Genomic DNA, 11,936 nt, shown 5'->3' on the forward strand with positions numbered 1-11,936 from the left:
CATCTCTGCAGGCGGGACCGACGGAGGTGCTCATGGCCAGCCTCGGCTCCGACAAACCCGGTCTCCGCCACGTGGCGGATCTCGCCGGCGTCTCGCACATGACCGTGTCTCGGGTGCTCAACGACCATCCGAACATCAAGCCGGACACTCGTCGGCGCGTGCTCGAGGCGATCGAAGAGCTCGACTATCGGCCGAACATGGTGGCCAGGGCGCTCGCGACCCAGCGCACGCACCGCATCGGCGTGATCATCGAGAGTGCCGTGTCGTTCGGGCCCACCAGCATCCTCCGCGCCGTCGAGATGGCCGCGCGCACCTCGGGCTACTCGGTCAGCGCCGTCGCCCTGCATGAGGGTGACACCCTGTCGCCGCAGGATGCGGTCGACAACCTCACCACTCAGGGTGTCGACGCGTTGTGTGTGATCGCTCCCCGGTCGTCGTCGGTCGCGGCGCTCCGGCGCATCTCGCTGAACGTGCCCATGCTCGTCGTCAAGGCGGATGCCGATCCCACCTTCCTCACGGTGTCGGTCGATCAGCACGCGGGCACCTCGCTGGTGGTCGATCACCTGGTCGCCCTCGGGCATCGTGACATCCTCCACATCGCGGGTCCTCTCGACTGGCTCGACGCCAGAGCCCGGGAACGCGCATTCCACACCAGGGCCAAGTCCTGGGGCATCCGCGAGCGTCCGATCGTGGTGGGCGACTGGACCGCCGACTTCACCTACGACTTCGCGAAAGGACTCACCCGGCTGCCGGACTACACGGCTGTCTTCGTCGCGAACGACGACATGGCGATCGGTCTCATCCACGGCCTGCACGATCGGGGATTCGAGGTTCCGAAGGACCTCAGCGTGGTCGGCTTCGACGATGTGCCGCTCGCCCGCCACTTCCTACCGCCGCTGACGACGGTCAGACAGGACTTCGCCGCTCTCGGCGCCGCCGTCGTCGAGATGCTCCGCGCGGCTCTCGAAGAGCGCGAGCTGCCGCAGCTGACCCGCATCCCGACCGAACTCGTCGCCCGCGGCTCCAGCGCCGCTCCCCGGCAGGTGCGCTGATGGCACCGCACGCTCACACCCCGATCGTCGAACTCACCGGCATCCGCGTCGAGTTCTCCGATGTCGTCGCGCTCGACGACATCGATTTCCGGCTGTTCCCCGGCGAGGTGCACGCGCTGATGGGCGAGAACGGCGCCGGCAAGTCGACGCTGATCGGCGTGATCACCGGAACGCGCACCCCGGTCGCCGGAACCGTCGTCGTGGCGGGGGAGGAGCGCCGGTTCTCGGGCGTCGCCGATGCGAGGGCGGCCGGCATAGCGACGGTGTTCCAGGAGGGTCAGCTCGGTCCGACACTGAGCGTGGCGGAGAACGTCATGCTCGGACGGGAACGACGCGGACGCTTCGGCATCGATTGGAAGCGCACGAGGGCGGACGCCGCGGACGCGCTGTCTCGACTCGGTCTGGACGACATGGATCCGCGGACGCCGATGACGATGCTGTCGCCCGCTCAGAAGCAGCTGGTCGCGCTCGCCCGCTCGATGGTCGACGATCCGCGGATCCTCGTCCTCGACGAGCCGACGTCGAGCCTGGACCGTGCCGAGGTCGATCTGCTGATGCGGGTGATCAGAGGGCTGCGCGACCGCGGAGTCGCGATCCTGTTCGTCTCGCATTTCCTCGAGCAGGCCTTCTCGATCAGCGACCGGATGACGGTGCTGCGCGGCGGGCGTCGGATCGCCGAGACCCCCACGCGCGAGCTTGAGCGCGCCGACCTCATCTCGCAGATGCTGGGCAAGGATCTCGAGGCGCTGCGCGCGCTCGGTTCCGAGCGCAAGGCGCATCACTACGCGGCCGACGGAGAACCTGCGCTGCGGGCGACGGGTGTCGGTCGCCGCGGGGAACTGGATCCGACCGACATCGACGTGTATCGGGGAGAGATCGTCGGGCTCGCGGGACTTCGCGGTTCCGGGCGCACCGAGCTGGCCTCGCTGCTGGGCGGGTCGGTCCGTGCGGACAGCGGTCAGCTCAGGGTCGACGGCGAACGCGTGCAGCTGCGGAGTCCCTCGGCTGCGCTCAAGAGCCGTATCGCGATGTCGGTCGAGAACAGGAGAACGGACGGCATCATCGCCGACCTCAGCGCACGCGAGAACATCGTGCTCTCCCTGCAGGCGCTGCGCGGATGGACGAGACCGTTGTCGCCGTCGGAGATCGCGGCGCTCGCCGAAACGTACATCGAGACGCTGCACCTCGACCCGGCCGATCTCGGGAGACCCGCAGGCCACCTCTCCGGGGGCACGCAGCAGAAGCTGCTGCTGGCGCGCGCGCTGGCGACCAGACCGCACGTGCTGATCCTCGACGAGCCCACCCGCGGCATCGACATCGCGGCGAAGCTCGACATCCAGCGACGGATCAGCCAGCTCGCCGGGGATGGGGTCGGAGTGGTCTTCATCTCTTCTGAGCTCGAGGAGGTCGTGCGCCTCAGCGACCGGATCGTCGTGCTCAAAGACCGCGACAAGATCGGCGAGCTCAGCAACGGCCCCGCGGTGACGGTCGACAGCGTCGTGGAGCTGATCGCCGCAGAACTGGATCCGCTGGACGACTGAGATGTGTCCGGTAACAACGAATTCATCACGAACCGTCCCCGAATCATCAGAAGTGCTTGTGTTCCGAAAATTGTTCCCGGTAACATGAACCGCGCGACGCCCTCCAGGTGTCCCGTCATCACATCCGGACCGGCACGGTCCACCCCCGGGAAACGACCCGGAATCTCGAGGAGGAGATCAAATGTCTGCAATGAAGCGCACTCGTACAGTTCTGGGGCTCGTCGCCGTCGGCGCGCTCGCGCTCGGCCTGGCCGCATGCTCGAGCGGAGGAAACGACGACGCCGGTGACTCCGGCGACTCGGGCGAGCTCACCACTGTCGGCTTCGTCGCCGTCGGCCCCGAGGGTGCATGGCGCCAGGCGAACGAGAGCAACATCCAGGACACGTTCACGAAAGAGGCCGGCTACAACCTGAAGTACGCGCCCGCCACGAACCTCGACCAGAAGTCGCAGATCGACGCGTTCACGTCGTTCGTCGACGAGGACGTCGACGTGATCCTCCTGTCGGCGACCGAGGCCAGCGGCTGGGAGGACTCCCTCAAGCTCGCCCAGGAGGCAGAGATCCCGGTGATCCTGCTCGACCGCGGTATCGAGCCCGATGACACCAGCATGTACGTCACCCGCATCGCTCCCGACAACATCGAGGTCGCCAAGGAGGTCGGGACCTGGGCCGCGGCCGAGTTCCCCGACGGCGGCAACTACGTCGTCCTCGAGGGTCCCGCCGGTGTCGGCGTCGTGAACGAGCGCAACCAGGGCTTCGACGAGGGCCTCGAGGGCTCCACGCTGAAGAAGGTCGACGCGCAGACCGCCAACTGGTCGGCCGAAGAGGGCAAGAGCGTCTTCGAGACCATGCTCAAGGCCAACAACAACGACATCCAGTTCGTCTTCGCCCAGAACGACGAGATGGGTCTCGGCGCAGCCCAGGCCGCAGAGGAAGCCGGTCTGGTCATCGGCACCGATGTGAAGATCGCCACGATCGACGGCACCAAGAACGCCATGCAGGCGCTCGCCGACGGTCAGCTCAGCTACGTGCACGAGTACAACCCGCTGTTCGGTGAGACCGCACTCGAGGTCGTCGAGAAGGCTCTCGCCGGCGACTCGGTCGAGTCCTACATCATCGTTCCGAGCGAGGCATTCGACTCGGCGGATGCGGCCAAGGCCGTTCTGGCGGACCGCAAGTACTGAGCATCACCCCGTGATCTCGGGGGCGGCGCCGACCGCGCCGCCCCCCGAGACCGGATAGACGGAGAGACAACGATGAACGAAGAACTGCCCATCGTCGAGATGCGCGGGATCACCATCGAATTCCCCGGAGTGAAGGCGCTCGACGGAGTCGACTTCCGCCTCTTCCAGGGTGAGGTGCACGCTCTCATGGGCGAGAACGGCGCGGGCAAGTCGACGCTGATCAAAGCCCTCACTGGTGTCTACCGCATCGACTCCGGATCGATCGTCGTCGCCGGTCAGGAGCGCAGCTTCGGCGGCACGAGCGACGCGCAGGCCGCCGGGATCTCGACCGTCTACCAGGAGGTGAACCTCGCCCCCAACCTCAGCATCGGTGAGAACGTCATGCTCGGGCACGAGGTGCGCGGAGTCCTCGGCGTCAACTGGCGAGCCACGCATCGCGCCGCCACCGAGGCGCTCGCCCGGCTCGGCCTGGACCACCTCGACACCCACCAGCCACTCTCGACGCTCTCGATCGCGATGCAGCAGCTCGTCGCGATCAGCCGGGCCATGGCGATCAAGGCCAAGGTCCTCATCCTCGACGAGCCGACTTCCAGCCTCGACGCGGCAGAGGTCGAAGGTCTCTTCACCGTGATGCGCACCCTGCGCGACCAGGGCGTCGCGATCCTCTTCGTCTCGCACTTCCTCGACCAGATCTATGCGATCAGCGATCGTCTCACCGTCCTGCGCAACGGGAAGTACGAGGGGGAGTACCTCACCCGTGACCTCGACAGGCACGCCCTCATCTCCCGGATGATCGGCAAGGACCTCGACACGCTGAAGTCGCTCGGCGGCAACCGTCGCACCACCCCGCGCGACGCCGACGAGGCGACCTTCCTCTCGGCATCCGGCATCTCCCGCGCCGGCGCCGTGCATGCCACCGACCTCGACATCCGGCCAGGAGAGGTCGTCGGCTTCGCCGGACTCCTCGGCTCCGGGCGCACCGAGCTCGCGCGTCTGCTCTACGGTGCGGACCGCAGCGAGTCCGGCCAGATCACCGTCAAGGGGCGCAAGGTCGACCTCTCGTCGCCGTCCGCCGCCCTCGCACAGCGCATCGCGTTCTCGACCGAGAACCGTCGGGACGAGGGCATCATCGGCGATCTCACGATCCGCGAGAACATGATCCTCGCCGTCCAGGCCAAGCGCGGCTGGGCACGGCCGATGCCGCGCAAGGAGCAGGACGCGATCGTCGACAAGTACATCGCGGCCCTCAACGTGCGCCCCGCCGATCCGGAACGGATGATCAAGAACCTCTCGGGCGGCAATCAGCAGAAGGTGCTCCTCGGACGCTGGCTCGCGACGGAGCCGGAGCTGCTGATCCTGGATGAACCCACCCGAGGTATCGATGTCGGTGCGAAAGCCGAGATCCAGGAGGCCGTCGCGGAACTCGCCGACCAGGGGGTCGCCGTGGTCTTCGTCTCGTCCGAGCTCGAAGAGGTCGTGCGCCTCTCCGAGCGGATCGTCGTCCTGAAGGACCACAGCAAGATCGGTGAGATCCTGAACGGCCCCGATGTGACCGCGCAGGAGATCGTCGACGTGATCGCCGCCCACGGAGTGGAGGCCGCGGCCACCACTCTCGAGGAGGAACTCGACGCGATCGAGGTCGCCCATGTCGCACCGGCCGCCGCTTCCGATGTGCAACCCGAAACCCTCGAGGGGGAGACCCGATGAGCGCATCCGCTCGTGCGTCCGTGTGGCGTGACCTGATCCGCAAGCCGTTCTTCTGGGGGATCGTCGCGATCGTCGCGCTGCTCGCCCTGAACGTGCTCAAGGATCCGACCTATCTCGCGATCTCGATCAACCCGAACAACGGCAACCTCGTCGGCAACCTGGTCGACATCCTCCGCCAGGCGGCACCCATCATGATGATCGCGATCGGCATGTCACTCGTGATCGCGACCGGCGGCATCGACCTCTCGGTCGGCTCGCTGATGGCTGTCGCCGGAGCCGTGTCGATGGAGTTCCTCGCCGCAGCGGGCGATTCCGGATCGGTCGGTGTCGCCCTCGCCGCCGTCGGTCTCGCGCTGCTCGTCACCGCCATCCTCGGCGCGGTGAACGGCATCCTCGTCGCCTACGTCGGCCTCCAACCCTTCATCGCCACACTCGTGCTGATGCTCGCCGGGCGGGGTATCGCCAAGGTCATCACCGGAGGCCAGAACACGGCGGCGTCGAGCGATCCGTTCCGCTGGATCGCGAACGGCTTCGTCATCGGCATCCCCGTGGTGTTCATCCTCGCCGTGGCGATCGTCCTGGTCGTCGCATGGGTGGTGCGCCGCAGCGCCCTCGGTCTCATGATCGAGGCGATCGGCATCAACCCGAAGGCGAGCCGGATGGCCGGAATCAAGCCGAAGGGGCTGCTGCTGACGACCTACGTGCTCAGCGGCATCCTCGCGGGCATCGCCGGGGTGATGTCGGTCGGCAGCGTCATGACGGTCGACATCTCCCGCACCGGCTACCAGCTCGAGCTGGACGCGATCCTCGCCGTGGTCATCGGCGGCGCCTCGCTCGCCGGTGGCAAGTTCTCGCTCAGCGGCGCCTTCGTCGGTGCTCTCCTGATCGCGACCCTCGACAAGACCGTGCTGTTCCTCGGCGTCTCGTCGTCGGCCACCCCGGCGTTCAAGGCGATCGTGATCGTCGCCATCTGCCTGCTGCAGTCCGAGCGGGTGCGCAGCTGGTTCCAACGTCGCAAGAAGGCGCAGACGCCCTCACCGCGAGTCGAGATCGTGAAGGAGGCTGCAGTATGAGCGTCATCGCCGCCGCACCAGTCCAGAGTGCCGGCCCGAGTTTCGTCGATCGGATCCGCCGACAGCTCACGTCGAATCCGTCGGTCGTCCCGACCATCGCCTCGGTGATCATCTTCGTCGGCATGATCGTCTACGGCGAGATCGCCTACGGGAAGATCGTGCAGGCGAGCACGCTGTCGAACCTGCTCATCAACAACGCGCACCTCATCGTGCTCGCGGTCGCTCTCACCTTCGTCATCCTCACGGGCGGCATCGACCTGTCGGTGGGCTCGGTCATCGCGGTCTCGTCGGTCGCGGGGGTCATGCTCTCGAACGCCGGGTGGAATCCGTTCGTCGTGATCGTGCTCATGATCGGCATCGGCGGGCTCTTCGGCCTCGTCTCCGGCGTGCTGATCCGGTACTTCAACGTGCAGCCCTTCATCGCGACTCTCGCCATGATGTTCCTCGGACGCGGCCTCGCCTCCCTGCTGAGCACCAAGCCGGAGCAGCTCCCGGCGGATTCGCCGATCCGCCTGATCGCCGAGAAGATTAAGATCATCGACGGACCGAAGGTGAACGACCTCGTCATCACCCCGGCAGTGATCATCGCGATCGTCGTCGTGCTCGTCGCCTTCTTCGTGCTGCACCGCACCCGCACAGGGCGCACCGTCTACGCGATCGGCGGATCCGAGAACTCCGCGCTGCTGATGGGTCTCCCCGTGGCGCGCACCAAGGTTCTCGTCTACGTGATCAGCGGATCGCTCGCCGGCCTCGCCGCCGTGCTCTACACCGCCCGGCTCGGCACCGCCCAGAACATCACCGGCATCGGCTGGGAGCTCGACGCGATCGCGGCGGCCGTGATCGGCGGAACCGTGCTGACCGGGGCCTATGGCTACGTGCTCGGCTCGGTCGTCGGAGCGCTGGTGCTCGGTCTCATGACCGTGCTCATCACGCGCGACGGCGGCATCCCGCCGGAGATGACGACCATCATCACCGGCGGCATCCTGCTCGTCTTCGTGCTGCTGCAGCGCGCGGTCACCCGAAAACGGGAGTAGCCCCGAGACGCGTGGTGTGACGTCGGGCCGGCCTCCGGCCCGACGTCACACGTGGTCGCGCCAGGAGTGCTGCGGGTCGTAGCCGAGGATCCGGCGTGCGCGGTCGATCGACAGCAGCGTCTCGTTCGGGCCGAACTCGCGGCGCTTCGGCACGTCGGGGAAGACCTCGGCGAGCAGTTCGTCGTTGGGCCGCGACATCACCGTGTCGGCCGCCGCGATGATGAACCGGTCGAATCCGGGGGCTGCGACCTCGAGCGACCGTTGCACCGCCTGGGCGCCGTCGCGGGCGTCGATGTAGCCCCACAGGTTCCACTTGCGCCCGAGGGCGTCGGCGTCGAACGAGGGGAACTCGGCGTAGTCCTCGGGGATCATCACGTTCGAGAACCGCAGGGCCGTGATCGACAGGTCGGGGTGCCAGCGCACGAGTTCGGTCGCGAGCTGCTCCTCGAGCGTCTTCACGAGCGAGTAGACGGATTCCGGCCGCGCGGGGTAGTCCTCGTCGACCGGTACGTAGGGCGGCGGCACGTCGAACGGCAACCCGAGCACCGTCTCGCTCGACGCGTACACGATGCGTCGGATGCCGAGGCGCACGGCCGCCCAGAACACGTTGAACGTGGCCGGCATGTTGTTGTGGAAGGTCGCGACGTCGGTGCGGATGCCGGGGGCCGGGATCGCCCCGAGGTGCACCACCGCGTCGATGCCGTCGTGCCTGTCGCCGACCGCCGTGAACGCGTCGACGACCTGGCCGTAGTCGGTCAGGTCGACCTGCACGAAGTCGGGGCCGCGGGTGCCGGTGAGGTCCATGCCGATGACTTCGTAGCCGTTCGCACGGAGTTCCCGCGCGACGACGCGGCCGAGCTTGCCGGACGAGCCGGTGAGAGCGATGCGCATGTCACCAGAGTGGCACGGCGGCGGGCGGAGTGGACCGGGCGTCGTACACTCGTCGGCGTGAGTGACACGAACAGCGGCCGCAGCCGACCCATCGGCGTCCGCGATGTCGCCGCCCGTGCAGGCGTGTCCCGGCAGACCGTGTCGAGGGTGCTGAACGACCACCCCGACGTCGCCACCGACACCAAGGATCGCGTGCTCGCCGCGATGGCCGAGCTCGGCTACCGCATGAACAACGCCGCCCGCGCGCTCGGCACCCGGCGTTCGCGGACGCTCGGCGTGCTGGCCTCGGATGCGCTGCAGTACGGGCCTTCGCGCAGCCTCGCCGCGCTGGAGGCTTCGGCCCGCGAGGCCGGGTACTGGGTGAGCGCGGCCTTCGCGGATGCGGCGGATGTCGCGGCCGTCGTCGCGGCGGTCGACCACCTCGTCGTGCAGGGGGTGGAGGGGATCGTCGTCGTCGCCCCGCACGCCCAGACGTTGGAGGCGCTCGCCGCGCTGCGCATCGACGTGCCGGTCGTGACGCTGCACTCCGCCGGACTCGGCGCGACCGGACTCTCGGTGGATCAGGCCGCAGGCGCGCGGTTGGCCGTCGCCGCGCTCGCCGACGCCGGACACACCCGCATCGCGCACCTCGCGGGGCCGGCGGACTGGCTCGAGGCGGAGTCGCGCGCCGAAGGTTTCGCCGCAGAGCTCGCCGCTCGCGGGTTGACGCCGGGGCCCGTGATCGCCGGGGACTGGTCGGCAGGGTCGGGGTATGCGGCGGTCGAGGCGGTTCGCGATTCCGGGGTCACGGCGGTGTTCGCGGCGAACGACCAGATGGCGCTCGGCCTGCTGAGTGCCCTGCACGAGGCGGGGCTCACGGTTCCGGGTGATGTCAGCGTGGTCGGGTTCGACGATGCCCCGGATGCCGCGTACTACTGGCCGCCGCTCACCACCGTGCGGCAGGACTTCGAGGAGCTCGCGCGTCGGGCCGTCGCCGCCGCGATCGGCGGAACCGCGACCGCGGCATCCGCTCTCGCCCCCGTCGCTCCGGTGCTGGTCTCCCGCGCCTCCGTGGCTCCGCCCCGCTGATGCCCAATCCTTGACGCCGCGAGCGCTCCCGTGACAGACTTCTGTGACCGGTCACAGTGGCCGGACGCGAACCCAGAGGCAGCTGTGAGCGACGACGCCCCCACCTTCGAACCCGACATCGAGCACGCGATCGCGGTCGTCCGCGCGGATGTGGCCCGTCTGCACGGCGAACTGGTCCGCTACGGCCTGGTCATCTGGACGGGCGGCAACATCTCGGGCCGCGTGCCCGGCGCCGACCTCTTCGTGATCAAGCCGAGCGGTGTGAGCTACGACGACCTCACCGCCTCGAACATGATCCTGTGCGACCTCGACGGCAACGTCATCCCCGGCACGCCCGGCAGCGACCGCTCGCCGTCGAGCGACACCGCAGCGCACGCCTACGTGTACCGGCACATGCCGACCGTCGGCGGGGTCGTGCACACGCACTCGACCTACGCCGTCGCGTGGGCGGCGCGAGGCGAGGAGATCCCCTGCGTCATCACCGCGATGGCCGACGAGTTCGGCGGGCCCGTCCCGATCGGCCCCTTCGCGATCATCGGCGACGACTCGATCGGCCGTGGCATCGTCGAGACGCTCAGCGGTCACCGCTCCCGCGCGGTGCTCATGCAGAACCACGGTCCGTTCACGATCGGCGCGGATGCGGAGGACGCCGTGAAGGCCGCCGTCATGGTCGAGGACGTCGCCCGCACGGTGCACCTCGCCCGCGAGGCCGGACCGCTCATCCCGATTCCGCAGGCCGCGATCGACAGCCTGTTCGACCGATATCAGAATGTGTACGGCCAGTCCGAGGACACCCGCCGATGAGTGCGCTCGACGACATCCGCGAGGGGCGCACGAGCCTCGGCATCGAGCTGGGCTCGACCCGCATCAAGGCCTGCCTGATCGGGGCCGATGCGACCGAGGTCCTCGCCACAGGCTCGTTCTCGTGGGAGAACCGCCTCGAAGACGGCCGCTGGACCTACGCGATCGACGAGGTGTGGCGCGGCCTCCAGGCGGCGTACGCGGCTCTGGTCGACGATGCGCAGGAGCGCCACGGCATCCGTCCCGACACGTTCGGCGCCATCGGGGTCTCGGCCATGATGCACGGCTACCTGGCGTTCGACGAGTCCGGCGAGCTGCTCGTGCCGTTCCGCACCTGGCGCAACACCAGCACGGGCGCGGCCTCCGCCGAGCTGGGGGAGCTGTTCGGCGTGAACATCCCGCTGCGCTGGTCGATCGCGCACCTGCACCAGGCCGTGCTCGACGCTGAGCCGCATCTCGCCCGGGTCGCGAGCGTGAACACCCTCGCCGGCTATGTGCACCACCGCCTCACGGGCGAGCGGGTGCTCGGGGTCGGCGACGCCTCGGGCATGTTCCCGATCGATGCCGCGACCGGTGACTACGACGCGCGGATGCTGCACGCCTATGACACGCTCGCGGGCGAACGTCTGCCCGCGCCGGCCGCCCAGCTCCTGCCGAGTGTGCTCCCCGCGGGGGCCGCGGCCGGCACCCTCACTGTCGACGGCGCGGCCCTCCTCGACCCGAGCGGCGCACTGCGCCCCGGCCTCCCGCTGTGCCCGCCCGAGGGTGATGCGGGAACGGGCATGGTCGCGACGAACTCCGTCGCCCCGCGCACCGGCAACGTGAGCGCGGGCACGAGCATCTTCGCGATGGTCGTGCTGGAGCATCCGCTGGCCGAGGTGCACCACGAGCTCGACCTCGTGACCACGCCGGCGGGCGATGCCGTGGCGATGGTTCACTGCAACAACGGCGCCAGCGAGCTCGCTGCCTGGGCGGGTCTGTTCACGCGCTTCGCCGCCGCGGCCGGTCAGCCGATCGACGACGATGCCGCGTTCGACGTCCTGTTCCGCGAGGCGCTCGAGGGCGAAGTGGATGCCGGTGGCCTCCTCGCCTACAACCACCTCGCGGGCGAGCCGATCGCCGGCCTGATCGAGGGGCGTCCGCTGTTCGTGCGCACCCCCGACAGCGCACTGACGCTCGCGAACTTCATGCGCGCCCAGGTCTACGGCGTGTTCGGCACGCTCGCGCTCGGCATGCAGGTGCTCGCGGCGGAGGGTGTGCAGCTCGACCGGATGTTCGCGCACGGAGGCATGTTCCGCACGGCCGGGGTCGCCCAGCGCTTCCTCGCGGGTGCGCTCGATGCTCCGGTCGCGGTCGGCGAGCTCGCCGCGGAGGGTGGCGCGTGGGGCATCGCCGTGCTCGCCTCCTACCTTTCTCACGCCGAAGACCTCTCGCTGGCGGACTACCTCGACCAGCGGGTGTTCGCCACGGCATCCCTCAGCACCGCCGACCCCGACCCGGCCGATGTCGCCGGGTTCTCCGCCTATCTCGACCGCTACCGAGCGGGCCTGGCCATCGAGGCCGCCGCCGTCGAATCCCTGTAAGGA

The 11,936-nt window shown here is 68.7% G+C and carries 10 protein-coding genes; 9 read left to right on the plus strand and 1 reads right to left on the minus strand.

Annotation, left to right across the window (positions count from 1 at the left end; translation table 11 throughout):
* Positions 1–32 precede the first annotated feature (32 nt).
* The 6 genes from J7E45_RS11690 (at position 33) to J7E45_RS11715 (ending at position 7,590) form a co-directional block, all read left to right on the plus strand.
* On the plus strand, positions 33–1,052 hold the full coding sequence (locus J7E45_RS11690; protein WP_215069337.1) for a LacI family DNA-binding transcriptional regulator: 1,020 nt from the start codon (positions 33–35) through the stop codon (positions 1,050–1,052).
* Positions 1,052–2,593, plus strand: coding sequence for a sugar ABC transporter ATP-binding protein (locus J7E45_RS11695; RefSeq protein WP_091032089.1), 1,542 nt, complete (start codon positions 1,052–1,054; stop codon positions 2,591–2,593). Before J7E45_RS11690 ends, J7E45_RS11695 begins: the two co-directional genes overlap by 1 nt.
* A gap of 181 nt (positions 2,594–2,774) precedes the next feature.
* Complete coding sequence (locus J7E45_RS11700) at positions 2,775–3,776, plus strand: substrate-binding domain-containing protein (RefSeq protein WP_091032086.1); 1,002 nt, start codon at positions 2,775–2,777, stop codon at positions 3,774–3,776.
* A 72-nt stretch (positions 3,777–3,848) separates the two neighbouring features.
* Positions 3,849–5,483 carry a sugar ABC transporter ATP-binding protein gene (locus J7E45_RS11705; protein WP_215069338.1) on the plus strand — a complete coding sequence of 545 codons (1,635 nt, stop codon included), beginning with the start codon at positions 3,849–3,851 and terminating at the stop codon, positions 5,481–5,483.
* A complete protein-coding gene (locus J7E45_RS11710; protein WP_215069339.1) occupies positions 5,480–6,556 on the plus strand; it encodes an ABC transporter permease in 1,077 nt (358 codons plus the stop codon). The genes J7E45_RS11705 and J7E45_RS11710 overlap by 4 nt, the downstream gene beginning before the upstream one ends.
* On the plus strand, positions 6,553–7,590 hold the full coding sequence (locus tag J7E45_RS11715) for an ABC transporter permease (RefSeq protein WP_215069341.1): 1,038 nt from the start codon (positions 6,553–6,555) through the stop codon (positions 7,588–7,590). Before J7E45_RS11710 ends, J7E45_RS11715 begins: the two co-directional genes overlap by 4 nt.
* A gap of 45 nt (positions 7,591–7,635) precedes the next feature.
* Here the strand turns inward: J7E45_RS11715 and J7E45_RS11720 are convergent, their stop codons facing one another.
* Positions 7,636–8,481, minus strand: a complete 846-nt coding sequence (locus J7E45_RS11720) for an NAD(P)-dependent oxidoreductase (protein WP_215069343.1) — start codon at positions 8,479–8,481, stop codon at positions 7,636–7,638.
* A 57-nt stretch (positions 8,482–8,538) separates the two neighbouring features.
* On the opposite strand from J7E45_RS11720, the gene J7E45_RS11725 reads away from it, so the two are divergent.
* The 3 genes from J7E45_RS11725 (at position 8,539) to J7E45_RS11735 (ending at position 11,933) form a co-directional block, all read left to right on the plus strand.
* Entirely contained in the window at positions 8,539–9,549 is a 1,011-nt protein-coding gene (locus J7E45_RS11725; RefSeq protein ID WP_215069345.1) for a LacI family DNA-binding transcriptional regulator, read from the plus strand.
* 84 nt (positions 9,550–9,633) lie between these two features.
* Positions 9,634–10,353: an L-ribulose-5-phosphate 4-epimerase gene (locus J7E45_RS11730; protein WP_091032064.1), complete on the plus strand. Its 720-nt coding sequence runs from the start codon at positions 9,634–9,636 to the stop codon at positions 10,351–10,353.
* Positions 10,350–11,933: a xylulokinase gene (locus tag J7E45_RS11735; protein ID WP_215069347.1), complete on the plus strand. Its 1,584-nt coding sequence runs from the start codon at positions 10,350–10,352 to the stop codon at positions 11,931–11,933. The genes J7E45_RS11730 and J7E45_RS11735 overlap by 4 nt, the downstream gene beginning before the upstream one ends.
* Positions 11,934–11,936: the final 3 nt, after the last annotated feature.

The organism is Microbacterium sp. ISL-59 (assembly GCF_018613945.1).
Taxonomy (GTDB): domain Bacteria; phylum Actinomycetota; class Actinomycetes; order Actinomycetales; family Microbacteriaceae; genus Microbacterium; species Microbacterium oxydans_B.

Excerpts from the sequence above, each read along its gene's own strand:
- J7E45_RS11690 (WP_215069337.1), top strand. The coding sequence starts at position 33 with ATGGCCAGCCTCGGCTCCGACAAACCCGGTCTCCGCCACGTGGCGGAT.
- J7E45_RS11695 (WP_091032089.1), top strand. The coding sequence starts at position 1,052 with ATGGCACCGCACGCTCACACCCCGATCGTCGAACTCACCGGCATCCGC.
- J7E45_RS11700 (WP_091032086.1), top strand. The coding sequence starts at position 2,775 with ATGTCTGCAATGAAGCGCACTCGTACAGTTCTGGGGCTCGTCGCCGTC.
- J7E45_RS11705 (WP_215069338.1), top strand. The coding sequence starts at position 3,849 with ATGAACGAAGAACTGCCCATCGTCGAGATGCGCGGGATCACCATCGAA.
- J7E45_RS11710 (WP_215069339.1), top strand. The coding sequence starts at position 5,480 with ATGAGCGCATCCGCTCGTGCGTCCGTGTGGCGTGACCTGATCCGCAAG.
- J7E45_RS11715 (WP_215069341.1), top strand. The coding sequence starts at position 6,553 with ATGAGCGTCATCGCCGCCGCACCAGTCCAGAGTGCCGGCCCGAGTTTC.
- J7E45_RS11720 (WP_215069343.1), bottom strand. The coding sequence starts at position 8,481 with ATGCGCATCGCTCTCACCGGCTCGTCCGGCAAGCTCGGCCGCGTCGTC.
- J7E45_RS11735 (WP_215069347.1), top strand. The coding sequence starts at position 10,350 with ATGAGTGCGCTCGACGACATCCGCGAGGGGCGCACGAGCCTCGGCATC.